General features: G+C 40.1%; 28 protein-coding genes. 13 read left to right on the forward strand and 15 right to left on the reverse strand.

Annotated elements, in window-relative coordinates:
• Positions 1 to 25 precede the first annotated feature (25 nt).
• The 4 genes from QMA12_RS00205 to QMA12_RS00220 form a co-directional block, all read right to left on the reverse strand.
• Entirely contained in the window at positions 26 to 409 is a 384-nt protein-coding gene (locus QMA12_RS00205; RefSeq protein ID WP_087532319.1) for a hypothetical protein, read from the reverse strand.
• On the reverse strand, positions 406 to 774 hold the full coding sequence (locus tag QMA12_RS00210) for a hypothetical protein (protein ID WP_176372530.1): 369 nt from the start codon (positions 772 to 774) through the stop codon (positions 406 to 408). The genes QMA12_RS00205 and QMA12_RS00210 overlap by 4 nt, the downstream gene beginning before the upstream one ends.
• A gap of 176 nt (positions 775 to 950) precedes the next feature.
• The gene (locus QMA12_RS00215; protein WP_290210115.1) at positions 951 to 1,841 is read right to left on the reverse strand and encodes a dienelactone hydrolase family protein; all 891 of its coding nucleotides are present in this window, start codon (positions 1,839 to 1,841) and stop codon (positions 951 to 953) included.
• Positions 1,842 to 1,984: 143 nt separating this feature from the next.
• The gene (locus tag QMA12_RS00220) at positions 1,985 to 2,203 is read right to left on the reverse strand and encodes a hypothetical protein (RefSeq protein WP_087531962.1); all 219 of its coding nucleotides are present in this window, start codon (positions 2,201 to 2,203) and stop codon (positions 1,985 to 1,987) included.
• 123 nt (positions 2,204 to 2,326) lie between these two features.
• Here QMA12_RS00220 and QMA12_RS00225 point away from each other — a divergent pair, with 123 nt between their 5' ends.
• Entirely contained in the window at positions 2,327 to 3,187 is an 861-nt protein-coding gene (locus QMA12_RS00225; RefSeq protein WP_087531963.1) for a PA4780 family RIO1-like protein kinase, read from the forward strand.
• Position 3,188: 1 nt separating this feature from the next.
• On the opposite strand, the gene QMA12_RS00230 is transcribed toward QMA12_RS00225, so the two are convergent.
• Positions 3,189 to 4,415, reverse strand: a complete 1,227-nt coding sequence (locus tag QMA12_RS00230) for a TMEM143 family protein (RefSeq protein ID WP_290210114.1) — start codon at positions 4,413 to 4,415, stop codon at positions 3,189 to 3,191.
• 297 nt (positions 4,416 to 4,712) lie between these two features.
• On the opposite strand from QMA12_RS00230, the gene QMA12_RS00235 reads away from it, so the two are divergent.
• From QMA12_RS00235 to QMA12_RS00245, 3 genes are read left to right on the forward strand one after another with little or no spacing between them, the layout of a single operon-like run.
• Complete coding sequence (locus tag QMA12_RS00235; protein WP_290210113.1) at positions 4,713 to 6,077, forward strand: L,D-transpeptidase family protein; 1,365 nt, start codon at positions 4,713 to 4,715, stop codon at positions 6,075 to 6,077.
• Between the two features lie 16 nt (positions 6,078 to 6,093).
• Positions 6,094 to 7,089, forward strand: a complete 996-nt coding sequence (locus QMA12_RS00240; protein ID WP_290210112.1) for a D-Ala-D-Ala carboxypeptidase family metallohydrolase — start codon at positions 6,094 to 6,096, stop codon at positions 7,087 to 7,089.
• An 18-nt stretch (positions 7,090 to 7,107) separates the two neighbouring features.
• On the forward strand, positions 7,108 to 7,689 hold the full coding sequence (locus QMA12_RS00245) for a VTT domain-containing protein (protein WP_290210111.1): 582 nt from the start codon (positions 7,108 to 7,110) through the stop codon (positions 7,687 to 7,689).
• Between the two features lie 2 nt (positions 7,690 to 7,691).
• On the opposite strand, the gene QMA12_RS00250 is transcribed toward QMA12_RS00245, so the two are convergent.
• The 7 genes from QMA12_RS00250 to QMA12_RS00280 form a co-directional block, all read right to left on the reverse strand.
• The gene (locus QMA12_RS00250; protein WP_290210110.1) at positions 7,692 to 8,789 is read right to left on the reverse strand and encodes a hypothetical protein; all 1,098 of its coding nucleotides are present in this window, start codon (positions 8,787 to 8,789) and stop codon (positions 7,692 to 7,694) included.
• A gap of 115 nt (positions 8,790 to 8,904) precedes the next feature.
• Positions 8,905 to 9,378 carry a hypothetical protein gene (locus QMA12_RS00255; protein WP_087531968.1) on the reverse strand — a complete coding sequence of 158 codons (474 nt, stop codon included), beginning with the start codon at positions 9,376 to 9,378 and terminating at the stop codon, positions 8,905 to 8,907.
• The gene (locus QMA12_RS00260) at positions 9,378 to 10,520 is read right to left on the reverse strand and encodes a PepSY-associated TM helix domain-containing protein (RefSeq protein ID WP_290210109.1); all 1,143 of its coding nucleotides are present in this window, start codon (positions 10,518 to 10,520) and stop codon (positions 9,378 to 9,380) included. The genes QMA12_RS00255 and QMA12_RS00260 overlap by 1 nt, the downstream gene beginning before the upstream one ends.
• A 125-nt stretch (positions 10,521 to 10,645) precedes the next feature.
• On the reverse strand, positions 10,646 to 11,470 hold the full coding sequence (locus tag QMA12_RS00265) for a mechanosensitive ion channel family protein (RefSeq protein ID WP_087531970.1): 825 nt from the start codon (positions 11,468 to 11,470) through the stop codon (positions 10,646 to 10,648).
• A 49-nt stretch (positions 11,471 to 11,519) separates the two neighbouring features.
• Positions 11,520 to 12,227 (reverse strand): LrgB family protein, encoded by a 708-nt coding sequence (locus tag QMA12_RS00270; RefSeq protein ID WP_087531971.1) that lies wholly within the window; start codon positions 12,225 to 12,227, stop codon positions 11,520 to 11,522.
• A complete protein-coding gene (locus tag QMA12_RS00275) occupies positions 12,220 to 12,606 on the reverse strand; it encodes a CidA/LrgA family protein (RefSeq protein ID WP_290210108.1) in 387 nt (128 codons plus the stop codon). Before QMA12_RS00275 ends, QMA12_RS00270 begins: the two co-directional genes overlap by 8 nt.
• 77 nt (positions 12,607 to 12,683) lie before the next feature.
• The gene (locus QMA12_RS00280) at positions 12,684 to 13,475 is read right to left on the reverse strand and encodes a crotonase/enoyl-CoA hydratase family protein (RefSeq protein ID WP_290210107.1); all 792 of its coding nucleotides are present in this window, start codon (positions 13,473 to 13,475) and stop codon (positions 12,684 to 12,686) included.
• A gap of 254 nt (positions 13,476 to 13,729) precedes the next feature.
• Here QMA12_RS00280 and QMA12_RS00285 point away from each other — a divergent pair, with 254 nt between their 5' ends.
• The 5 genes from QMA12_RS00285 to QMA12_RS00305 all read left to right on the forward strand — a co-directional run bounded on the left by QMA12_RS00285 (position 13,730) and on the right by QMA12_RS00305 (position 19,832).
• Entirely contained in the window at positions 13,730 to 14,935 is a 1,206-nt protein-coding gene (locus QMA12_RS00285) for an efflux RND transporter periplasmic adaptor subunit (RefSeq protein ID WP_290210106.1), read from the forward strand.
• An 11-nt stretch (positions 14,936 to 14,946) separates the two neighbouring features.
• The gene (locus QMA12_RS00290; RefSeq protein WP_290210105.1) at positions 14,947 to 18,063 is read left to right on the forward strand and encodes a multidrug efflux RND transporter permease subunit; all 3,117 of its coding nucleotides are present in this window, start codon (positions 14,947 to 14,949) and stop codon (positions 18,061 to 18,063) included.
• A 105-nt stretch (positions 18,064 to 18,168) separates the two neighbouring features.
• Complete coding sequence (locus QMA12_RS00295; RefSeq protein WP_290210104.1) at positions 18,169 to 18,489, forward strand: HI1450 family dsDNA-mimic protein; 321 nt, start codon at positions 18,169 to 18,171, stop codon at positions 18,487 to 18,489.
• A 92-nt stretch (positions 18,490 to 18,581) separates the two neighbouring features.
• Positions 18,582 to 19,364: a DUF481 domain-containing protein gene (locus QMA12_RS00300; RefSeq protein WP_290210103.1), complete on the forward strand. Its 783-nt coding sequence runs from the start codon at positions 18,582 to 18,584 to the stop codon at positions 19,362 to 19,364.
• 18 nt (positions 19,365 to 19,382) lie between these two features.
• On the forward strand, positions 19,383 to 19,832 hold the full coding sequence (locus tag QMA12_RS00305; RefSeq protein WP_087531977.1) for a hypothetical protein: 450 nt from the start codon (positions 19,383 to 19,385) through the stop codon (positions 19,830 to 19,832).
• Positions 19,833 to 19,882: 50 nt separating this feature from the next.
• Here QMA12_RS00305 and QMA12_RS00310 read toward each other — a convergent pair whose 3' ends face one another.
• Positions 19,883 to 20,368 (reverse strand): peptidylprolyl isomerase, encoded by a 486-nt coding sequence (locus tag QMA12_RS00310; protein ID WP_087531978.1) that lies wholly within the window; start codon positions 20,366 to 20,368, stop codon positions 19,883 to 19,885.
• Positions 20,369 to 20,380: 12 nt separating this feature from the next.
• Positions 20,381 to 21,292, reverse strand: coding sequence for a tRNA-modifying protein YgfZ (gene ygfZ, locus QMA12_RS00315; RefSeq protein WP_087531979.1), 912 nt, complete (start codon positions 21,290 to 21,292; stop codon positions 20,381 to 20,383).
• A 174-nt stretch (positions 21,293 to 21,466) separates the two neighbouring features.
• On the opposite strand from ygfZ, the gene QMA12_RS00320 reads away from it, so the two are divergent.
• Positions 21,467 to 21,718 (forward strand): succinate dehydrogenase assembly factor 2, encoded by a 252-nt coding sequence (locus QMA12_RS00320; RefSeq protein ID WP_087531980.1) that lies wholly within the window; start codon positions 21,467 to 21,469, stop codon positions 21,716 to 21,718.
• A 7-nt stretch (positions 21,719 to 21,725) separates the two neighbouring features.
• The gene (locus QMA12_RS00325) at positions 21,726 to 22,115 is read left to right on the forward strand and encodes a hypothetical protein (RefSeq protein ID WP_087531981.1); all 390 of its coding nucleotides are present in this window, start codon (positions 21,726 to 21,728) and stop codon (positions 22,113 to 22,115) included.
• On the opposite strand, the gene nadB is transcribed toward QMA12_RS00325, so the two are convergent.
• Positions 22,105 to 23,715, reverse strand: coding sequence for an L-aspartate oxidase (gene nadB, locus QMA12_RS00330; RefSeq protein ID WP_087531982.1), 1,611 nt, complete (start codon positions 23,713 to 23,715; stop codon positions 22,105 to 22,107). The genes QMA12_RS00325 and nadB overlap by 11 nt on opposite strands.
• A 267-nt stretch (positions 23,716 to 23,982) precedes the next feature.
• On the opposite strand from nadB, the gene rpoE reads away from it, so the two are divergent.
• The gene (gene rpoE, locus QMA12_RS00335) at positions 23,983 to 24,564 is read left to right on the forward strand and encodes an RNA polymerase sigma factor RpoE (RefSeq protein ID WP_087531983.1); all 582 of its coding nucleotides are present in this window, start codon (positions 23,983 to 23,985) and stop codon (positions 24,562 to 24,564) included.
• Position 24,565: 1 nt separating this feature from the next.
• Positions 24,566 to 25,171, forward strand: coding sequence for an RseA family anti-sigma factor (locus tag QMA12_RS00340; RefSeq protein ID WP_087531984.1), 606 nt, complete (start codon positions 24,566 to 24,568; stop codon positions 25,169 to 25,171).
• The last annotated feature ends 1 nt before the right edge of the window (position 25,172 follow it).

The raw sequence follows: 25,172 nt of genomic DNA on the forward strand, positions 1-25,172 counted from the left end.
GGCTATAGTTTATCTTAAGTTTAAATTATTCTAGGTGTTTCTTGCTTCTCGGTGCACCGAATAAAATTGCCAAATGACAAATACAAACAGAGATAAAAGCGCTGAGTCCTAACGCTCCGCCGTAGCTCTTAATTAATGGTACAAAGTAATAAAATAATAAAGAGAACATGATACTGGCTGAGCATAGTGTATAAATGCCAAAGCGCTTAGGAGTGCTCATTCCGATGAATGTACCACCAAAAAAGAGCGTTCCATAGAGCTCTGAATTTAGTTCTGCGGCAGAAAAAGCGAGGTAAGCAATAATTGATAAAATAGCAGATGCTCTGATAGCGCCAATTTTATCGTGCTTAGCCAAAAGAAAGGTTAAAAACGCGCCAAGTAGTGAAATTAATATCGTGATTAAGTTCATATAATGATGCCTTTTGCTAGAATAAAGAGCGCCACACTTACAAAAGCAATGCTGCCTAGCTTCCCACCAAAACCAGTAAAAACCTTAGTTGTAATAGCGTATAAAACCGCACCGATTACAGAGATGCCGGCTAGTTCCCAGTAACTTGAGATAAGACCTTCTGAACACATGCCTGCAAAGCTACCTGCATATATCGCTGCATAGGGGTGTTGCCCATAGATCTTTGGCATTGGTATAAACGTGCCAATTAACCCGACCAAGCATGAAGCAATCACGGCGGGGATCGGAAATTGCGTATGTAAAATAAAGCACGAGGCACAACCGCTAAAAAAAGCGACATATTTTAAAATAAAGAATTTAGTCATGCTGGTAGAGTAAATCACCGTGCAAAAATTATCTATAGATAGTTAATAGTACAGCGTCATTATGAAGTATATATACAAAACATATATTTGAGGTTAAAAGTAATTTAGAGTCCGTTGAGTTTACAATAGCTATTTAGCTCACAAGTTCAACAGGCCCAAATAATAAAGCGATAAACTTATGCTAGCTTTTTCGTGAAAAACGCTAATGTGCGTTGCCAAGCAAGCTCTGCGTTCTTTTCATCATAACGGCCTGTAGAGTCATTATGAAAACCATGATGTGCACCTGGGTACATATGCATTTGATAAGGGACATTATGGGCTTTTAAATCGGTTTCATATTCTGGCCAAGTGGCATTTACACGTTCATCTAATTGGCCAAGTTGGATCATTAGTGGCGCTTTAATATTTTTTCGTAGCTCTTTACTGGCTGGAGTGCCATAGAATGGAACGCCTGCACTTAATAAAGTCGAGTCAACGGCGGCTAAGTAATTGACAATATAACCACCAAAGCAAAAGCCAACCGCCCCGAGTTTGCCATTACTACGAGGGTGTGATTTTAAAAACTGCGCGGCGGCGACAAAATCATTTTGAATTTTTTCTCTGTCCATAGTGCGTTGCATCGCTCTACCTTCATCATCATTACCAGGGTAACCACCTAGCGGATGCAAGGCATCCGGTGCAAAAGCGATAAAGCCAGCTTTTGCTAAACGACGAGCAACGTCTTTAACATAAGGGTTTAATCCGCGGTTTTCATGAATCACTAATACAACAGGAAGTTCACCACTTTGATTCGTTGGTACGACTAAATAACCTTGTCCTTTACTATGGCCTTTTGGTGAGTCAAAGGTTTGATACGTTGCTTTGATATCATCATCATTAAAAGAGACTTGTTCTGCGAGAGCGTAATTTGGAAGCAAAGCTGAAGTTAGCACCGCCATTGAATACCCCAGAGCGGCTAAGCCACCGAGTTTTTTCATAAACGTTCGCCTATCCATCATGCCATGGGCATATTCATCATACCAATCAAAGGCTTCTTGAGGGATATGACTCGTTTTTGGCTTATTCATGTTCACTCCTTAAAGTTATGTAGCGCAGTCAATAACAAAATTATTTAGTACTGCCACTAACATAGCTGAGCTAATACAAAAAGTATATTAATCTGTTGCAAGCATAGAAATAATCGCCGTCAGTATTAATGAATCATATACTTTTAGTTAACTTCTTCACCTAGGTGCTTAGCGGCTAAGTCATCAAGCTCAGAACATGTATAATCAAACCCAGTGCCATCAAATTGGTAACTTACTTTTACATCTAACCCGCCATTGAGTAGGGTTGTTTTTACTTTCGCAACATGCCAGTCTTTAAGCTCATTTAAAAAGCGATTGGCGATTTGTCCTGACTGAAAACGATAACGTATCTCTGAGTTCATAATTACTCTCACAGTTGGAAATTTTTACCACGCAGTTTGTGCATTTAGCTTAATTAGTCAAGTTTTTTATAATATTATCAATAGAGCATTTCATCTATAAGCTAAGTACGGTATAAGGGCGGTATGAAAACACCTAAACAAATTTTACCGTTAATCGAAGACGGTATAGTTGATGAAGTCATCAGCCAATTAATGAGTGGTAAAGAAGCCTCAGTCTACGTTGTACGTTGTGGGGAGGCTATTCGCTGCGCCAAAGTTTATAAAGACGTGCAACATAGAAGCTTTAAGCAAGCAGCTAAATACCAAGAAGGCCGAAAAGTGCGCAATAGCCGTCGTGGTCGAGCGATGGAAAAAGGCTCTAAGTTTGGTCGTAAAGAGCAAGAAAACGTGTGGCAGAATGCCGAGGTAGATGCGTTATTTACTTTATCAAAAGCGGGCGTAAAAGTGCCGCAACCTTATGGCTGTTATGATGGAGTCCTAATCATGGATCTGGTAACAGACGATGAGGGTGATATTGCTCCACGTTTAAACGATGTCAGCATGACCGAAGAGCAAGCGATTGAAGATCATGCCACTATGGTGCACTACATTCGACTGATGCTATGTGCAGGCATTGTTCATGGTGACTTATCAGAGTTTAATGTGCTGGTGGATAGTTATGGTCCTGTGATTATTGATTTACCTCAGGCGGTTAATGCCGCAGCTAATAATAATGCGCAAGCTATGTTTTTACGAGATGTACGTAACATGCGCCAATACTATGGTCAGTTTGCCCCCGATATTTTAGCTACTCGTTTTGGTGAAGAAATGTGGGCGTTATACCAAGCGGGTGAATTAACACCACAAGTAACTTTGTATGGCGATCCTGAAGAAGATAACACCACTGCAAATGTTGACTCTGTGCTTGATGAAATAAAAGCTGCTTTTGAGCAGATGCAAGAAAATCAAGAGCGAATAAAGGCAGCGCAAGCACCTGATGAGTAAATTAGCTAAATTTAAATAGGTCGTCCCATTGTTTATCAAGGCTCGCTTTAGCTTGGTGCAAAGGGATGGCAGTAAAAATCTCATTTTGTTTGTTAACTAACTGCATTTTAGTTAGTTTTTGCAGCGCATCGTTGATTTCAAAATTGAGCAAACAGTGATGTTGTTGCTCAAACCAAGCCTCAATTTTTTCATCTAGTTGTGTTGGGCTCAGACCCTTAGGTGAGTTGAGTAAAAAGGTATATGCAAGTAGAGCTTCTTTAACGTCTTCTTCTTGTGCAGAGTCAACTAATGTATGAAAAACGCCGGCGTTATTATCTAAATTTTTAAAATATAAATTATCGGAAAGTGCTTTCATAAAGCGAATTTTTCGGTTTTTAAATTTACTCCATTCTTTAAATATAAATCCACCAAAAACCCCCATGCCAATTGCAAAAGTAATAAAATGTTGTTGGCCCATATGAACTTCTTCGCTGCGCCAACCAAGCCAAAAAGAGAGTAGTGCAGCTAGTAATACAATTGAAGCCCCTAATTTAGTTACCAGTACCACAGCACCACCAACCAATGCTGAAGAGGCGATAACAGCCTTATCGATGGGGCGCATTTTTACTTCACTGTTTGGAAAGAGCATTTCTAAATCGGCTTTTGGTACATTCTGGAATAACTTTACAATGGTAGAGTTTGGCTCATATCCTAGTGGTTGTTTATTTTTAGCGGCAAAGTAATCAGCATCTTTAAAGCGAATAAATACGGCTACTCGGTCGTAATTAGTAAACTGCAGAGGTTTTTTTCTTATTCCCCACCATGATGTTAAAACTTCGGTTTTTTGTGATTCACCCCGTCGATAGAAAACGACTTCTGCAAAATCATCGAACTCGACGGCCAAGCGTACTTTAAATAATGACTCTTCATTGAGAGCATCTTGTAAATCATCTTGTGTGATTTTTTCGTAATTAGCCGCATTGAGTATTTGCGCAAACCCTTTGGCAAACTCGCTTTGATGTGCAGCTTTTTGTTCTGCTGTTAGCTGTTTAATTTTTCGAGTGTCGCTGTTTGGATCAAAAGGCGCATAGTGATATTTAAGGGATTCAAGGTGAGTATAGTATTGATGATGAATTAAACTCGATAATAGGTGACTAAATTGCTTAAACGATTCAGGCTCAGGGAGTAATTGAGCACATAAATTAATAACATCGTATTTTGTAAAAGGGATAAATCTATCGTAAGGCATATTATTTTTTTCACCTATTTATCTATCTTGCGATAGTAAGAAATTCTGCAACAGAATGCGACCTAAATTTAGGGTGAGCACCTTGGCAGATTTACACATAAGAGTATCGACTTTACATTTTATATTAAACATACAATCCAGAGTTAGCTGTTAATTTTTAATGTAAGTTTATGATATTAAATATTTTAAATTCTATTCTTGTTACTGGCACCTGTATTGCAACTTGTTGTGTACGTAATAGCTCTTAAAGGATTTATTTTGAGCTTGGCATATCAATTAATGTGATAGGTGAATGTAATGAGGTTAATCAGGCAAGATAAAAGTAGTAGCTCAACTTTATTAACAGCAAAGAAAGCACTTGTTCAAGGCGCTGTATTTGCAAGTTGCATTGTTGGCTTTAATGCATCTTTGTTGTCTGCTAAAACATCGGCGGGTATAACACAAGGGCACAGTTCACAGCATGCAGCTAGTTTATTTGAACCTGTCTATTTAGATCCTAATTCCACACAGCTTATTGAGAAAATGAAGAATGTGATTAGCTGGCATCGTGAGCTGGTTAATCAAGGGGGCTGGCAAAATTTAAGTCTTGATGAAGTTCTTGAGTTTGGCAGTAAAGGACCCGCGGTTGCAGCGTTAGCAAATAGATTAATACAAGGTGGAGATCTGACTCACACTAGCTGTATTGGCTATTCAATACTTAGTCAGGCTAAAGCGATAGAGCCCTGTGTGTTTGATTTAAATATTGAGCAAGCCGTGAAAAGTTTTCAGCAACGTCATGGATTATCAGTCGATGGGGTTGTAGGTAAAAAGACCCTGCGCGAATTAAACATACCAGCGAAAAAACGTTACGCGCAACTATTACTTAACTTCCAACGCATGACTCAGTTTTTGGGGTTAACGAACGAAGAATATGTATTGGTGAATATTCCCGAGTTTAAACTTCGTTACATAAACAAAGGTAACGTCATTTTAAAAAACCGTGTCGTTGTAGGTAAACCGAGTTGGAAAACTCCCGCATTTAGTGACCAAATAGAAAAGTTTGTTGTTAATCCAACTTGGCGCATACCGCTTTCAATTGCAACAAGGGAAATCGCACCTAAAGTTGCTGATGATCCTGATTATTTAGCGAAGAAAAATATTGAAATCAGAGAGAACAGCTATATTGATAAAAATATAATTCCCGCTGATAAGATAGATTGGGATGAGATCGCGCCATACCAGTTTAAGCACTTTTTAGTAAAACGTGCAGGCAAAGATAATCCTCTAGGGGAGATAAAGTACTTATTTCCGAATGTGAATGCCATCTATATTCACGACACGCCGGCCAAAAATTGGTTCAAACAAACTAAGCGTGCGGCTTCACATGGCTGTATTCGTATGGAGCAACCCTTTTCCTTAGCTAAGGCGATTATTGAAAAGCAAGGGTTAGATGTTTTTAATGATGTAAATCAAGCGAGAGATTCAGATCAAACACGCACATTTCATTTGAAAAAGCCGGTGCCAATCCACTTAGTTTATTGGACTGCGTGGGTTGATGAAACAGATACCGTTAATTTTAGAACTGATGTTTATAACAGAGACAAGAACTTACACTTGCTTGAGTCGCAAGAACCAATGATTGCGGCTAATTACTCGGTGGATCAACGTGCAGTCACGCCTTAGTATAGTTGGAGGAGTTATGAAGTATTTTTATGTATTCACCTGGCTATGCTTCGGGTTTTTACTGCCGAATTATGTGATTGCGCAAGCTAAAAGTAATCATGAGGCGGTTGTTATTAAAAATACAGATGCCTTACCTGATGCAGAATTTAGCCTAAAAATAAACGACATTGTTGTGCCTTATAGTGTGTTTTCAGTATTTGTATTACCAAGCGAAAATGTAGAATTTGAAGTGCTTTATTCTCAATCACAAAAGGGCTATGTGTTAAAGCAAGTAGATAAACAACTCAAGGCAACATCAACGAATCGTTGGGTATGGCAAGCCCCTAACAAGCCAGGCTATTATCAGTTGGTCATAGAATCGAGAGACGGCCAGCAGCAGATGCAAATTAATGCGTTTGTTAAAGTACCATCAGAGCAAGTGGAAGGCGGGAAACTAAAATATTTTCATATTGGTCACTACCCCAATGAGACTGAGCTTGAAGGTAAAGATCACTATATTGTACCTGATGGCTACATAGAGGTAACACAACAAAATCAGAATGTTCTTGTGTCACCACATTTCAGGTTAAAAGAATTTATAAGTAAACAGCGAAGCAAGTTTCCTAAGTATTTGTATTTGCAAGGGGCATTGTTACTCAAATTAGAAAAGATAAGGAAAGAACTGGAACTTGAAGGGCACCCTGTGGCAAATATGGTTGTCATGAGCGGATACCGTACGCCTTATTACAATAAAGCAATTGGAAACGTAAAATTCAGCCGACACGTATTTGGTGATGCCGCAGACATATTTGTTGATAATGATGGTAATTACCGAATGGACGATCTTAATCGTGATGGTAAATTAACCATAGCGGACGCTGATGTGATGGCGAGCATCGTAGAGTCTTTAAACAAACGGGATTCTTTTAAAGGCTTAATAGGCGGGCTCGGTGTATACGGACCAAAGTCGCACCGCGGTGCATTTATACACATAGATACGCGTGGATTTAAGGCGCGTTGGCGCAACCCCTGATCATCGATAAGGATGGACATGTCGTTAACAAAAAATGTGAAACAAAAAACACGCAACTTTATAGATTCCAAGCATATGCTAAGTGGCATTACGGTGGCTTCTTTTTTAGAGTCAACCATAGTGCCTATTCCACTTGAAGCGGTAATGGTGCCACTTATGCAGGCTCGAAGAGAAAAGTTATGGCTTATTGCGTTAATGGCCACGATCGGCTGTATTATTGGGGCGGTTTTTGGCTATGCAATGGGTTATTATTTATTTGATTTGATAGGTGACTGGGTTATTAATTCTTTTTCATCTACTGAGCAGTTTGAAACGGTCAAGCAAAAAATGCAGGAGCAAGGGTTTTGGTTTGTTATGACCTTAGGCATAGTGCCTATCCCCTTTCAAATTGCCATGCTTGCTGCGGGAGCGACAAAATACTCGCTAGCTTTGTTCCTTTTAGCAACGACCATTGCACGCTCGATACGTTATTTTGGTTTGGCTTTAGTGGTTTATTACGCGGGTGATAAAGCTGAAAAAGTAATTAAAAAACACAAAACCAAAGCGTTAATTGGCATAACCGCAGTGGTGTTAATTGCATGGTGGTTAAGTACTTTGTAAGGCTATTGCTTATTTGGTAGTTGCTTGTTCATATAGCTAGGTTCTATTGAGCGCTGCCAAATAGCTTTAAAAGCTTTGTTAAATATATATAAAAATAGTAGTGGCATTAAAATGAGTTTCACAACTAGCAGAGATAAAAGATTGATAAAATCGATAAAGAGCGCCTCTAGTGACGCAACCATTTCAGTAATACCCGATGTTACCGCATCAGCTACTTTACTCACCATATTTCCTGTATTGCCTGTTAATTGATCATTATATAGCTGAACCTGTTGTTGTAATTGTTCTGTTTTAGCATGTAATGCCGCAAGCTGATTATTCAGTTTGGCTTGCTGTTGTTTTAAATCTTGTTGTTGCTTAATAAGTGGCTTAGCCTGTTCAAGTTGTGTCATTGTCAGCTTTTGTGTCAAGCTACGGTTAGCTTGAATTGCATCGATATCAGTCGTAAGTTGTTTTAATTGTTGTTGGTTATCTTTAACAATTTTGTTTAATTGGCGTTGCTCAGTACTGAGCATTGTTAGCTCATCTAAAGTTGTTTGTTTTTGGCTTGTAATTTGCGAACGCATATTTGCGGATAATGCTGAGGTGGCATTTGCCTGTTCCGTTAGATTGTTGACGGTTTGACTGACTGCTTTACTTTGCGTATCAATTTCGTCATCTAAAAACACTTGGCTTGCAAACCCTGTGGTAATTACCACAAGCGGTATTAAAAAGCGGATCAATACTAAGCTTGCTAACACGTTCGTGCTTAGTTTTTTTAAGTAACCAAAGTAATCACACACAACATAGCACGCAACACTTAAGGTAAATAGGGCACTAAAAAGTACTCCCGAGGCAATGCTAAATAAAATCCGCTGTATAAATAAAGAGCCTAAAGCCAGACGCATCGCATCTGACATATATTCAGCTAAATCATTCACAGGGTCGAGCAATTGCGCAGGTTGAATACTGGCTATACCTATGCCGACTTCAGCGGATTGTAATAGCGATATAATGGCATTTACAGAGCGAGATGAGGCATACAGAATGCCTGACTGTAATAATGCTTGATCAATGAAGTCGAGAATAAAGTGCTGAAAATGAGGTAACCAAGCTAGCAAAACTAAGCTACTTAGAAATATATACTTAATGACTTGGTGCGAAGTAAAGGGCAAGCTAACCTCTAATAAATAGCTAGGTATTATTCACTATAAAGCGAACAACACCTATTGCCAATTATTTATCACCAATGAGCTGCTGCGGAATGTCCCAACTGTGTTGGAGTAATTCATTCTGCCAAGTTTGAATGGTTACCCAAAGTTTATCATTTTGGCCAATAGTGACAGGTGCAATTGCATGAGCGTGCTGGCCGTGATCCGTGCCATGCATTATGCCTTCGTCACTTTTAGCAAACTCACTCAATGGGAGTGGTGCAGGGCCAATATTTAAGTACGCTTGGCGGATATTGCTAATGTCACCTTGGTTAAATGCTAGATAAAAGTCTTTCACATACTCGTTGTGATGAGAATATGGCTGTTCCATATTCAGTGGCATAGGAGCTATTTTATATTCCCCCATGGCGTGTTCTTGCCATAAATCAGGGAAGGTTGGGTTCAAAGCTTGGTAAATAAACACACAAGGCAGTATTAAAACCAGGGCATTGAGTAAGTATTTTTTTTGTTGCCACCAAGTGCTTTTTAAACGCGCCATTAGTTTGCCTCCGCAGTATTGCTGATGGTTGCTGAGCGAGGCTTTTTAGCTTTAACCAGTTTTTTTGAGTACATCATAAAACCTGTAATTGACATGCCACTTAAAATAACACCAAAAATAAACCAAGTTATCTTCGTCCAAATACCGCCGATCGTGCCGTAATGTAGAGGGTCTGCAATGTGAGATAATGTTTGTAAAGTGGTCATTGTTTCAGGATTCTTGCTTGTGGCTATCTCACCTGACCATGGATTTACCGAGGTAGAATATGAGTAACCATCGTAAAAAATGGTATCACCCGCACCCATGATGTTGTACATACCGCGATTGTGTTCAGGCAGCATGATATAAGTAGGAGTAAAATCGCCAAATTTATTTTTAGTCAAGGCAACAGCACTATCTAAACTAATAGGTTGAGTGTTCTTAGAGCTGGGTAATTGAGCTTCGCTTATTAAAGGTGCATGCTCTTCAATATCAATTTCGTTATGCCACATAATTGATTGAGCCAAGTACCAAAGCCCAGTTAAACTCATGATTGCCATAAACCAAATGGACCACACACCACTGACCGTGTGCAAATCTTTTAATAAAGTTTTACGACCTTGATTGAAGCGAATTTTAGGTTGGACAAAGGCGCGCCAAAAGCTTTTGTAAATAATTAAGCCGGTGATCAATGCCCCTAGAATAACGATTGCCATAGCACTAACAAGGTAATAGCCAACGCTGTAACCTTCTTGCCAAGGGAAATATAGCCACCCATGCAAGGTGCGCATAAACTCAATAAAAGAAGTGGTTTGGTTTATTGCTTGTACTTCACCTGTGTATTGGTTTACGTAAGCTGTGGCGTAGGGTTTATCTGTATCAGTAAAAATAAGTGCATTTACTAAATAAGGTTCATAGCTAACAACACTCATTACATCAGCTGTGGGGTGCTGAGCTTTTAAGTTGTCGATAAGTGTTTGTTTAGATTTCTCTGGCAAGTTGTTAGGATTGCTAGCGCGTGCCTCAGAGTTTGTAAGCCAGGTTAACTCATGACTGATCACCGAAATTGTACCAGTTATACAAATAAAACAAAATAAAACCCAAATAGGCAGTGAAAACCAGCCATGTAACTGAAACCAAAATCGCTGGCTTATTTTTGCCATGTTAACCCCTGATGTTAATAATAAGAATTCTCAATGTATTTTACGATTGTACTATTAAAGATATAAGGAACTCAATTAGCTTAGCCAAATGTTCCTTATACAGGGGGGGGGGTTGTTTTAAATACCTATTCTTTATTAAAAGTAACCACTCGCTGAGGAAATGGGATTTCAATATCTGCGCCTTGGATTGCGTTATAAACACCACCGTTAACAGCGAGCTTAGTTTCAATAATTTTAGTTGTCGGTACCCAATAGCGATAACTAATCGTCACGCCACTATCTGCAAAACGCTCTATACCGACTTGTGAATGAGGGTCATCGGCGACGAGTGCATGTTCTTTTAACACGCCTTCTATTAAGCCTATTGCTTGCTCTGCACTGGCGTTATAGGCAATATCTATTTCACCTTTTACCAGTGAGTAGCTAAATGAGTTATGTAATATTTCACCGACGATGTGTTTGTTTGGAATGGTAATTTCTACTTTTTCTTCGTTGATAAGTACCGTATGGCCAAGCTCAATGGTTTTTACTTGGCCACTGACGTTCTTAACTTCGATAGTGTCGCCAACAATAAAGGGGCGCGTAGCAATAATCGCAAGGCCAGCGCCATAATTTGACAGCATTCCTTGTAATGCTAAACCTGCACCTAGCGAAGCAGCACCAATTGCTGCAACAAACGGGGTAACACTAATGCCAATTTTACCCAGTGCGATAATTATAAACATGATGATTAATAGAACTTTGACAACGTTACTGACAAAGTTAGTGAGTGTGACATCGATGTTATTGCGGGACATGATCCCTGCAACCACCTTTGACAGCTTTTGCGCTATCCACAGCCCAAATATTAATATCAGTAGTGCACCAACAAGCTGCATACTGTACTTAACTAAATACTCACTAATCATTGTGTAATATTTTTCGACTTGTTCTATTTCTGTGCTGATCATCCAAAATCCATGAAGTGATAATTAAAAACGTTGTAACCAAGTGTGTTTATCATAACAGAGCTTGATACAAAAATGGATAAAGCCAAGGCACTATAAGTGCAGTTAAAAGGGCGCTTAATGCCATTGCTACTGATGCATAGGCACCAGCTGATACATTTTCGTTTAACACAGCGGCTGTGCCAATTGCATGGCAGGCTGTGCCAATTGCGACACCTTGCGCTTGGTGATTAGATATACCAATAAAGCGCAAAAATAACACGCCAAATAAAGCACCTAATACACCAATAAAAATTACCATTGCCGCTGCTAAAGAGGGCACCCCGCCTAAAGAATCAGTAACCAGCAAGGTGATAGGCGTTGTAACCGACAGAGCTGCTACTGAAGCGGCCAGTGCTTTTGGAGCAGCAAAAAACAAAGCTAGAACGGTGCCTACAAAGGTTGCATTTATAATCCCTGCGGTACAACTGAGCAAAATTAAAAGCGCATTTTTACGAACATGTACAAACTGTTGGTATAAAGGAACTGCAAGCGCAACAATTGCAGGCTCTAACAACCAGCTGAGTATTTGAGTATGTTGATAGAACGGCTTATAAGGCAACTTAAACAGCAGTAATAAAGCAGCTACAATTGTAATTGCCAGAAATACAGGGTTTGTCAGTGATTTTATAATCGAGTTACCGCTCAAGCTATTTAGCCGCTTAAGTATAATGAATAAGCCAACCACCATAAAAGAGCTTAACCACCAATAATTAATCATGCTGCGCACGACCTTTGTAATAACCAATTATGTGGCTTATCAATAATAGGCTTGTTAACGGGATGAGAATTAAAGTTGCTGTAATAAATTGCCAGTATTGCTGTATTAACCCTAAGTGTTCAATAAATCCAACCCCAGCGGGGATGAAGAACAATGGCATAAAATTTAATAGAGGTGATGCAAAGGGGATAACTTGGGCCTCTTTTATTATGCCTGACAAGAGCAAAGTAACTAAAAGTAGCATACCTAGTATGGGAGCTGGAAAGCTGCCGCCAATAAAGTGCATAGTCAACTTAGCTATTAGCAAGCAGCCCAAAATAATGCCACAACTGACTACAAGCTGGGAGCTTGTTTGCAAGAATAACTTTAACTTTGTCATAGTAGGCTCTGTAATAATTTAAGATTTTATAACACTAAAATTAATCATATTTGGTGACTTTTTAATATGTGACATATTTACCAGCGTTTTGGGTCTGAGTATTCAATGCTCTCGTCACCTTTTGCTCTAGCAATTGCTTTTTTTGTATTTTTATTGAGTAATAGTCGAATTTGGCTAAACGTTTCTTTCGCCAGAATTTTTCGTCTAGGAGTCGCGTAACTTTGCTGAGTAACACGTTTAATTGCTGCTAATGTGTCAGGTGAACGGATCATTAAGGTATCAATCATAGCTAAACACGCTTTAAGCGGCTCGTTGCTTACCTGTGTTATTAACCCTAGTTGCTTGGCAGTCTTTGCATCAATTGCGGATGCGTGACTGGCGAGCCATTGCGCTTTATCTTTTTGCATTAAACTAGGCAGCACAACGTTCGCTCCCATGTCTGGGCATAAGCCCCAGCGCGCTTCCATAATCGCTAACTTAGCATCTTCATGTACAATTCTATAATCTGCACCTAAAGCTATTTGTAGACCACCACCGAAACAGTTACCTTGAATTACAGCAAATACAGGGATACTTAAAGACTGCCAACCTAACACAACTTGCTGAGCTAAATTACAGTTACCTGGCAACCACTTGAATAACAAGCTAATAATATTCATTGGGTTTTTCATCACAGCCGCAACATCAAGGCCAGCACAAAAATTAGCACCTTCGCCTTGGATAATAACTGCGCGAATAGAGCTATCTTTTTTAATTTGTTTAATCACTGATGCCAGCTGTTTAAACATAATGAAGTTGAGTGCGTTTTGTTTTTCTTCGCGGGTAAAAGTTACGAAAGCGATGTGTTGTTGTTTTTCAAGCTTTACCATGTTAACTGCTCTGACCTGTTTTAACTTAGCTTACGAATTAAAAAGAATGATGTAAAGCGATGCTTTTTAATTTTAAAAATATACACCTATTTGTAAACCTGACCTACAAAAGGTTACAAAGTGGTGTATATTTTTATCTGAACTAATAGCTATCTCAGAGCTCAATACTAGCCGGACAAACAAGTTATGCGTTTTGATGTAACTAACAATAATCATAAAAGGTAGTTTTTAAAAAGCTATCAAGGAGAAAAACCATGCTTAAACGGTTTACGCCAAGCATTTTAGCAAGTTATATGTCGTTAGCTGTCAAAGGTGCCTTAGGAATGGCATTTATTGTATCGTTAGCAGGTTGCTCTGATGAAAATGCAGCAAAACAAGTTGCTCCCGCGCCTGCTGTTTCTGTATTTAATGTGGTTTTTCAGGATGTTGGTGACTACCGGGAGTTTGTAGCGCGAACAGAAGCACACCAAGAAGTTAAAATAAGAGCTCGTGTTGAAGGTGAGCTGATAGAACGTCACTTTAATGAAGGCTCTTATGTAGAAAAAGGCCAGTTACTACTTCGTATTGACCCCTCAGAGTATAAATCTTCAGTGGCTGAGATTGAAGCTGATATTAAAAGTAAAATGGCAGGTGAGAATGGAGCGCAGCGTGATTTAAAACGAGGCAAAGAAGTTGCTGCACAAGGGTTTATCTCGCAATCTGATCTCGATAAATTAACAACTAATTATGAGCAAGCCGCTGCTGCAGTTAAGTCTGCCCAAGCGAGTTTAGAAAAGGCTAAACTAAATTTAAGTTATACAGAAATTCGCGCACCATTTGCCGGGCGTATTGGTAAAGTAAATTACGATGTAGGCAATATCGTAGGACCAAGCTCTAGTGAATTGGCAGAACTAACAGACGTTGACCCTATTTATGTAAACTTTCAAGTCGAAGAGGCTGATTACATAAGTTACCGGCAAAAACACCAAGATAGTGTGAATGACCCACAAAATGTGCCGATTGATTTATCACTGCGATTACCAAATAACACTAATTTTGCCGCAAAAGGGCAGCTAGATTTTGCCGATACGAAAATAGATAGAAGTACGGGTACGGTAGAGTTACGTGCAACTTTCGCAAATGAGAAAAGTATTGTTATGCCAGGATTGTTTGTAACTTTAATTGTAGAAAGTAAAAATAAGCAAGAACATGCACTGATCCCACAAGCCGCGGTACAAGAAAACCAACAAGGTAAATTCGTATTGGTGGTTGGAGACGATAATAAAGTTGCTACACGTATTGTAACTTTAGGTCGACGTATTAACGCTATGTGGGTTGTTGAATCTGGCTTAAAAGAGGGTGAAAAGATCATCGTTGAAGGGTTACAGAAAGTACGACAAGGAGTTGAAGTAAAGCCAGTTGAGAAAATGGTTGATCACGTCACCGGTACTATCTCAAGTAAAACAGACTCAGCGAGTTAATAGGAGCGTATATGATAAGTAAAACGTTTATCGCGCGACCTAAATTTGCTTTAGTGATCTCTATAGTCATTACCTTAGCTGGTTTGATTTCAATGGGTTTGCTTCCAGTAAATATGTATCCAGAAATAACCCCGCCGCAAGTACAAATAACGGCTGTTTACCCTGGAGCGAGTGCGCAAATAGTTGAAGAGTCAGTGATTCGGCCCATTGAAGAGCAAGTCAATGGGGTTGAAGACATGATGTATATAGAATCGAGTTCCACTAATAATGGTACAGCCAACATTACGGTGTACTTTAAAGTCGGGACTGATACAGATATTGCACAAGTTAATGTGCAAAATCGGGTTGCGCTTGCTGAGCCTGGGTTGCCCTCAGAAGTCACGCGACAAGGAGTCTCGGTTAAGAAAAAATCCAGCTCTATGTTATTGGGTATTAACCTTTACTCTAATCAAGAAAATATTGATGCAATCTTTTTAAGTAACTACGCTACAAATTATATAACAGAGCCTCTTGGTCGTATTGAAGGTGTCGCGTCAGCTGAAGTGATGGGTGAACAAACTTATTCAATGAGGTTGTGGCTTCGTCCAGATAAAATGGCATCTTTGGGCCTTAGCGTGACTGAAGTGCAAGCTGCGCTGCAAGAACAAAATACCATTGTTGCTGCAGGTAAATTAGGTGCTGCGCCTTCGCTACCGAGTCAACAATTCGAATATTCAATACAAGCTAAAGGGCGTTTAAAAACCCCCGCAGAATTTGGCCAAACAATTATTCGCGCTAACCAAGGCGGTAATTTTGTGCGTTTAAATGATATTGCGCGAATAGAGCTAGGTTCGGCCGATTACAGTATAGCGGCTAAATTGAACCAACAAGATACCGCATTTGTGGTTATTTACCAGCTAACGGATGCAAACGCTACGCAAGTTGCCACAGATGTAAAAGCAACAATGGCAGAGCTTGCTAAACAACTTCCTGACGGCGTTGAGTATTCTATACCTTATGATACCACTGAGTTCATTAACCGCTCGATTGAAGAGGTGGTGGTTACCTTATTTCAAGCCGTAGGCTTGGTGGTGTTAGTTGTGTTTTTATTTTTACAAAACTGGCGAGCCACGCTTATTCCTACCATTGCAATTCCAGTTTCTTTAGTTGGTACTTTTGCTTTTATGATGGCTATGAACTACTCAATAAACCTAATAACTCTGTTTGGCTTAGTACTGGCAATAGGTATTGTGGTAGATGACGCAATTATTGTTATAGAAAACGTTGAGCGGATCTTAAAAGAAGATAAGCTACCTATCAAAGAAGCTGTAACCAAAGCGATGGAGCAAGTAACTGGGCCAATTATTGCTACAACACTAGTGTTGTTAGCTGTATTTGTTCCTGTTGGCTTTATGCCTGGTATTACTGGGGAGTTGTATAAACAGTTTTCGGTGACAATTTCATTCGCAGTGCTTATTTCTTCAGTAAATGCGTTAACACTCAGCCCCGCATTGTGTGCTTTGTTATTAAATGAAAAAGCCATGAAACCGATAAAGTGGCTTGCTCCAATTGAACGAGGCATTACTCAATCTACCTCAATTTATAGCAAAGTCATTCATTTTATCCTTAAGCGTGCTGGGCGAATGAGTTTATTTGCGATCATCATATTTGTTGCAGCCGGATGGCTTGCGAAAAGTGTTCCGACAGGGTTTGTACCAGCAGAGGATCAGGGTTTTGTATTTGTTGATGTTCAATTACCTGATGCCGCGGCGTCAGGACGCACGCAAGATGTGATGAAAAAAATAGGCGATATAGTTAAGAACGAGCCCTCTGCGACCGACTTTATTGCCGTGTCTGGTTTTTCTTTAATTGGCGGTGCAGGGTCAAATAACGCTTTAGGTATTGTTATTTTAAAAGACTGGGAAGAGCGCACAACAGCAGAGCTAGGGCTCAAAGCAACGATAGGTCGTCTTATGGGGCAAATGTGGGCGATGCCAGATGCGCAAGTAATGGTGTTTAATCCGCCGCCAATCCCAGGGCTTGGCACAAGTTCGGGGTTTGAATTTAGGTTACAGGACAGTGAAGGACGGGATCCGACTGAGTTGGCTCAAGTGCTTAATGGCTTGGTGTATGAAGCAAATCAACATCCGAGCTTAAGCAATGTATACAGTACATTTCGTGCCAATGTTCCTCAGTACTTCTTAGAAATTGATCGTAATAAAGCCAAAGCTCAAGGTGTTGCTCTAAGCGATATATTTATTACCCTGCAAGCTCAATTGGGCTCTTTATACATTAATGATTTTAATCAGTTTAGTCGCACATATAAGGTTATTATGCAGGCTGAAAGTGAGTTTCGTAAAGACCCAGCTGATTTGCAGCACTATTTTGTGCGTAATGATCAGGGTGACATGGTGCCGTTAACGACCCTTGCTAAACTTGAGCCGATCCTTGGGCCTACCACATTAAACCACTTTAACTTATACCGTAGTGCCAGTATTAGTGGTCAGGCTGCGACTGGGTTTTCAAGTGGTGACGCTATTGCCGCTATGCAAGAGCTTGCAGGGCAACTACCTAGCGGTTATACATTTGAATGGGCAGGCCAATCTAAGCAGGAAATAGAAGCAGGTAATATGGCGCCATTACTATTTGGCTTAGCGGTTTTATTTGTCTATTTATTTTTAGTTGCACAATATGAAAGTTGGACCATTCCATTTTCTGTTATTGCGGCAATACCGCTTGCGATGTTTGGCGCAATGCTTGCTTTATATGTGATTGGTATTGAAAACAATATTTATGCTCAGGTTGGCTTAGTATTATTAATAGGCATGTCGACTAAAACAGCTATTCTGATAGTTGAGTTTGCCATGGAAGAGCGAGCTGCTGGGAAAAGTATTTTTGAGGCAGCATCAAGCGCAGCTAAAATGCGATTTCGTGCAGTACTAATGACTGCATTCTCTTTCGTCTTAGGTGTGTTGCCGTTAGTGTTTGCAACAGGCGCGGGGGCTGGCAGTAGGGTGTCATTAGGTGTCACAGTGCTTGCAGGTATGCTTGCAGCTACTATTTTTGGTACTTTGCTGGTGCCATTATTTTATAGCTTAGTGCAGACTATGCGTGAAAAAATGAAAGGGACAACCAGCCCTGAATCGTAAAAATGAGTTTTGCTAAAAAAAGTCAGGGAAACCTGACTTTTTTTGGCATAATTTTGCTGAGGTTTGATACTATAGCTACCATAAAGTCGATAAAGAGTAATGGCAATGACAGGACCACGTTTATACAGCGAAGAAGAAGTGACGCATCAAGCGTACGATATTTTTTTAGAGTTAGCGCCAGATAACTTAACCGAGCAAGATGTTGAAGACTTTAATATGCACAGGGAAAACCTCGGTTTTATTGAAGAAGGTGAACCAGACGAACAGTGGCAAGACTTTGTTGCATTAGAAATAGAACCAGAACACTTTTTACAGGTGTTAGTTGGTCTCGAATTTGAGAATCAAGATATTTTATTTGCTAAAATTCTAATTAGTCGCGATAAAGACGCGCCGTTTTGTCATATTTTATGGAAAGATAGCGAATAAAAAATGAATTATTTTGGTGATTTAGCTAGCAATAGCGTTTATGTATTAGCGAGTAAACAGTGAATCGTTTTTTACTGTTTTTTTGTTTATTTATGAGCTTTAAAATTTGGGCGGTTGATCCGTTTGAAGACTTTCATGAATATGGCCAGCTTTCTGAAGAAGAAATACATAAAATACATCAAGGTGAAATGCTGTATGGTGATACAGAGTTTGGTTTTATTGTAAGTCGCGGCAATACAACCTCTACCAGTTTTAAGCTCAGAGGTAATTTGTACCAAGACTTAGAGAGTTGGCGAAACCAATTCAAAATAGACACGTTGTACAAGCGTGATCGTAATGATACTACTGGTGATGATGAAGTTTCGGCTAATCGTATATTTATATCGGCGCAAGGAAACTATAAAGTAGGTGTTAAAAACGCCTCTTTCTTTGTCTACGGTGATTATGAAAATGATGAGTTTAGTGGCTTAGAATTTAAAAGCACAATTGCAACCGGTTATGGTAATCGCTTGTACCAAGGTGTAAAAAACCAAGTGGATTTTGATATAGGGCCTGGTTTATACCGCTCTGTTGCTGATGACGAAACAGAGTTGGCAACAGATGAAGATGCCACCAAAACCGGTTATTTATTACGAGTTGCGTTGCAGTGGGAGCGTACAGTTTCAAAGCGTACCCGATTCAATCAAGATGTGAGTATTGAGCAATCATTGTCTGGCTTAAACTCACGCCTTAAGTCTGAGACATCGTTGATCAGTCAAGTTATGGGGGCTGTGTCATTAAAGTTTGCCTACCTATATCGATATAATTCAAAGCCAGAAGATGACAAGCTTAAGTATGACTCTGAGCTTAGTGCTACTTTTGTATATAGTTTTTAACCCCTTATAGAGATTTTTATGTATCAACATAAGCAGTATGCTTTATTTATTTTTGCGATACTAGCGTGGATTGGCAGCTTCGTTGGCCTTGCATGGTATTTAATTGGCGCAGATATGCCATTAATGGTATTTGCTGGGATACTTGTTTTAGTGGGTTTTATTTTCCACGGTCTAACCATTAAAGTTGATAGTGAGACTATTGGTTGGGGCTTTGGTCCGGGTTTATTTGGTCAAACGTTAATGCTTGCAGATATTGTAGAAGCAAAAGCTGTGGAAAATTCATTTCGCCATGGTATTGGCTTACGGATCACTCATGATGGCTGGGTTTATACTGTGTCCGGGTTTAGTGCGGTTCAGCTAACGATGAAAGATGGTAGCCAGTATCGCTTAGGTACTAATGATCAAGCGGGGTTACTTAGCGCGCTCGAAGGTAAAATTTTTCCGTCAGAAGCAGTTGAAACAGCTTAGGAATTACCCATAAAAAAAGCGCCGAGGCGCTTTTTTATGGGTAATTGTGATTAATGCTCGTGACCACAGCCACCTTCACCATGTACATGGCCATGAGCAAGCTCATCAGCCGTTGCGTCACGCACTTCGAGGATTTCGACGTCAAAGTTTAACGTTATACCTGCAAGTGGGTTGTTACCATCTACGATGACTTCTTCATCTTGAATATCGATGATCATAACTGATTGGTCGCCGTCATCTGTTGTTGCACGAAATTGCATACCAACCTCAATTTCCATACCTTCAAACATAGATTTAGGCACTGCTTGCATTAATTCATCATGACGTTCGCCATAGCCGTTTTCAGGCTCAACAGTAACACTAAGTGTATCACCTGCTTGCTTGCCCTGTAGCGCATCTTCTAGGCCTTGGATTAAGTACCCAGTACCAACGATAAAAATGAGTGGCTCGCCATCAAATGAATTATCGATAGAGTTATTTTCATTATCCGTTACTGAATAATGCATTTTTACCACTTTGTTTGTTGCAATGAGCATAGTCATTCCTATTTATTCGTCTTCTAGAGAGTAGGGTAGAGGCTGGATTGTGAGCTCTACCTGCGGTTCATGTTTTACACGCAGTGATTGACTAGGTTCACTGTCGTTTGGCAACACAACAAGGCCATAAAAAGTATTCGTGTGTTTATTGTAGGCTTGGCTAATTAATTTTCCAGCACGACGCCAGTTCTCCCCTACTTGGGTTTCTAAATCAAGCTCAGCAAAGGTACCTTCACTTGGGCCTGATACAATAAACATGGCGCGTTTGTTCTTGCCAAGGTATTTCATGCGGGCTACGGTTTCTTGCCCGGTGTAACAGCCTTTACGAAAGCTAATGCCACCTATCGCTTGTAGGTTAACCATTTGCGGCACATATTCACCAATCGCTGCTCGGTTAAGCGCTGGCTCACCAGCTAAAATTGCATGCTGTTGCCATAACGCATCATCGTCTAGACAAGTAATGTCTTGCGATAGAGAAAAGTCACTGTCTACCATTAATAAAATACGATTGTCTGCTAATTTAAGTGCTTTACCAGCGCTAAAGTCACATGCCGTTGCGTCTGGTGCAAACTCTATTGCTAATTCATTTTGCACTTGCGTTAAGTCATCGCCAAGTAAACCAATGAGTTGTAAAGGTGATTGCTGGATTTCAACGTTTGAAAAAACCGCATATTTTTTCAATTCGCTTAAAGACTGCTCTACTTCGTGTGCTGTGGCTGCAAGATAGAAATTATCTTGATGAGAAAATAACTTAGCAACACTCCAAAGCTTACCCTTAGCATTACAGTGTCCAGCCCACAAAAAGTTATCTTGCTTGAGCAGGTTTAAGTCCTGGGTAATTTGGCCATGAAGGTAAGCGAGTTTATCAACCCCACTTATACTGATTAGCTTATGTGATAAAGGACATGCATATACAGTGGACATAAAAACCTTCTTTGCGAGAAATTGAGATGCTTATAATAACGTAGATGATGCTATGGGTATAGATGCAGCTAAATGATATGTCAGCGTATTGGAATTATTTAGTGAGTGTTATTTAAAGCTGTTTATTCAGAGGTAATTTGGTAAACTCAATAGCAACTAAGTACGAGGTAAAAAATGACTGAAATTCATAGTAAAGCACGTATTCGATGGGCTTGTCGCCGTGGTATGTTAGAACTTGATGTATTGTTTATGCCATTTGTTGAAGAAGCGTTTGATTCATTATCTGCACAACAACAAGCAGTATTTCAGCGTTTATTAGAAGCGGACGATCCTGATTTGTTTGCTTGGTTTATGGGCCATCAAGAATGTAAAGATCCAGAACTTAAGCAAATGGTGAACCTTATTTTAGACCGAGTTCGTGTATAGATTTACATTGACTAATAATAAAGCAGACCACGCCCCTTTAGTGGTCTGCTTTAGCCTGTTTGCATTTTTTTCTGCCGCCTTTCTTACAACACCCTTGGGGCAAATTGCCAGTGTTATTGTCACAGGCATTACTGGCTACATAACTTGGCTTTACTTTAAGCGTTTACACCCACTGCGTGGCACGATAATTTTAGATTTACCACATTGTCATTTTATAAATTTTGAGCAAGAAATTAAGGGCAAAATAAGTGCGAAAAGTCGAGCTTATCAACACTGTGTTTGGCTTTATATTGAAGGGTTTGCAGCTTCCCACTGGCTGGTGATTAATGCCAGTGGGGTCGATGAGCAAAACTTTATCAGGCTCAAACGCGCAATTATTGCTAGCTCTAAGCTTTAGCTGGGGTTAAAACTGTTGGCTTTGGGTCGCCACTTTGTTCGGGGTAGTCAATGGTATAGTGTAGACCGCGACTTTCTTTACGCTCCATCGCACTGCGTATGATTAACTCAGCTACTTGCACTAAGTTTCTTAACTCGAGTAAGTTATTGGTGACTCTAAAATTTGCATAATAATCATGAATTTCTTGTTGTAATAATTCAACGCGATGCAATGCCCGTTCCAAGCGTTTTGTTGATCTAACAATGCCTACATAATCCCACATAAAAAGGCGCAACTCATGCCAGTTATGTGTTATCACCACTTCTTCGTCAGAATTCGTTACGCGGCTTTCATCCCATTGCGGTAAAGCTTGCTGAGGCGGGCTGCTAGCAAGTTTTGCAAGAATATCTTTTGCTGCGGCATGGGCAAATACAATACACTCTAGCAGTGAGTTACTTGCCATTCGGTTTGCACCATGTAAGCCAGTGTACGCTACTTCGCCAACGGCATATAAATTGGCTAAATCTGTTTTACCGTTAAAGTCGGTCATTACACCGCCACAGGTATAGTGCGCTGCGGGAACCACAGGGATCGGCTCTTTGGTGATATCTAAACCTACACTTAAACACTTTGCGTAAATGGTAGGGAAGTGTTCAATTATAAAGTCTTTCTCTTTATGGCTGATATCTAAATAAACACAATTTGCACCGAGGCGTTTCATTTCAAAGTCGATTGCGCGGGCTACAATATCGCGTGGGGCAAGCTCTTCACGTTCATCAAAATCTTTCATAAAGCGAGTACCATCAGGGCGTTTTAAATAAGCCCCTTCGCCTCGCATAGCTTCAGTGATTAAGAAGTTTTGTAGTTCAGGGTGGTATAAGCTCGTTGGATGAAATTGATTAAACTCCATGTTTGCAACTCTACAGCCTGCGCGCCATGCCATAGCGATACCATCACCACTAGATACATCAGGGTTTGACGTATATAAATACACCTTGCTGGCACCACCTGTTGCTAAAGCAACGAATTTAGCAGCAATAGTTTCAACACGTTTAGCACGTCGATTCCACATGTAAACGCCGTGAATGTGATCGCCCGCGTTACCTAACTTTTTATCTCCAATTAGGTCAATTGCATTATATTGTTCAAGCAAAGTAATTTTAGGGTGGGCTTGTACTTGGCTAATTAACGTCGTTTGTACTGCGCGACCAGTGGCATCCGCGGCATGTAAAATGCGACGGTGGCTATGTCCGCCTTCGCGGGTTAAATGAAAGCGTTCTTTGCCCTTGCTGTCAAACTCCATATCAAATGGCACGCCTTGTTCAATTAGCCATTTTAAGCAATCGGGGGCATTGCTTGCAGTGTAATGGACGACTTTTCGGTCGCATAAACCCCCACCGGCATCTAGTGTATCTTGTACATGAGACTCGATACTGTCGTTCTTTTTATCGAATACAGCAGCGATACCACCTTGTGCGTATAGCGTGGAACCTTCTTTTAACTCACCTTTACTAATTACAGTAACTTTACAATGATTTGCTAATGAAAGTGCCAGAGAAAGTCCGGCAGCGCCGCTGCCAATTATGACAACGTCAGTGGCGTGGTGTTTATTTTGGTTCATGTCCGTGGTCTTTGCGGTTACAATGCTCTAGGATACTAATTTAAGTAATTGGTACGAGCAATCAATATTATTGTGATAAGCGTATATGTATCATATTTTGACATGACACTATTAGTGATTTTCAACTTTTACGTATTTATTTATGCGCTATTTTATAAAAAAATAATATTAAATGAACTTTTCATTCATGCCTCAGTCAGAGTATTTGTAAACAATGGCTAAGATATGAATAACAAGTAATAACTAGATATAGGAGTACCGGCTCGAATGAGCGAGCAGGATTTAGATTTAGCGCTAGTAAAAAGGGTTCAACAAGGCGATAAAAATGCCTTTAACCTATTAGTAAAGAAGTATCAGAATAAAATAGCCGGTTTGATCTCTCGTTATGTTTCAAATCAGGGTGATATTGCTGATGTGGCACAAGAAGCTTTTATTAAAGCGTATCGTGCACTTCCGAACTTTCGTGGAGATAGCGCCTTTTATACTTGGTTATACCGTATCGCTGTTAATTGTGCTAAAAATTACTTAGTGGCTCAAGGCCGTAAACCGCCAGCAAATGATGTAGACGCTGATGAAGCTGAGTTTTATGACGGCGCGGATGCAATGCGTTCTAACGCATCACCTGAGAATTTATTATTAAGCGACGAAGTTCGCGCTGTAATATTTAACACGATTGATAGTTTGCCTGAAGATCTTAAAACCGCGATCACCTTACGAGAAATCGAGGGGATGAGCTATGAAGAAATAGCCGTGGTAATGGATTGCCCAGTCGGGACGGTGCGTTCACGTATATTCCGTGCCCGTGAAGCAATTGATAACAAATTAAACCCATTAATAGGCGAGTCTTAATATGACAAAAGCACACGTTAACAAGTTGGATAATCAAGACTTATCCGCATTACTTGACGGCGAACAACTCTTAACAAACGAAGAGCTTGCTGCGCAAGATACTAAAACCTTAGGGCGCTACGCGTTAATAGGTGATGTAATGCGTGCTGAGTCAGAAGACGCTTTTGTGCTCGATATTAGCGACAGTGTTGCTAAAGCATTAGAAAGTGAACCTGTTTATGCTGATTTTAACCAAAAGCAAGATGCACAAGTTGCTGCCACTGGCACTGACAATGTTGTTGCTTTTAATTGGCGTAAACCAGTTGCACAGCTTGCCATTGCAGCAAGTGTCGCTATGTTTGCAATTGTTGGGGTGCAAACGCTACCTCAAGGTGAGGACTCACCTGCTAATGAAATTCCAATACTGCAAAGTACACCGTTAACCGGGGTTGCTTCTCCAGTGAGCTATTCGTCAGAGCCAGCCCTTGAAAATGCAGAGCAGGGTTTACGTGAATTACAGCAGCAACGTATTGGTGCATTAGTTTTAGAGCATCAACGTCAAGCACGCGTTGCATATTCACTTGAAAAGGCTCACACTAAGGGGCAAGCTGAAGAGGAAAAAAACTAAT

Origin of the sequence: Pseudoalteromonas sp. APC 3893, from assembly GCF_030408095.1 — a bacterium.
Classification (GTDB): domain Bacteria; phylum Pseudomonadota; class Gammaproteobacteria; order Enterobacterales; family Alteromonadaceae; genus Pseudoalteromonas.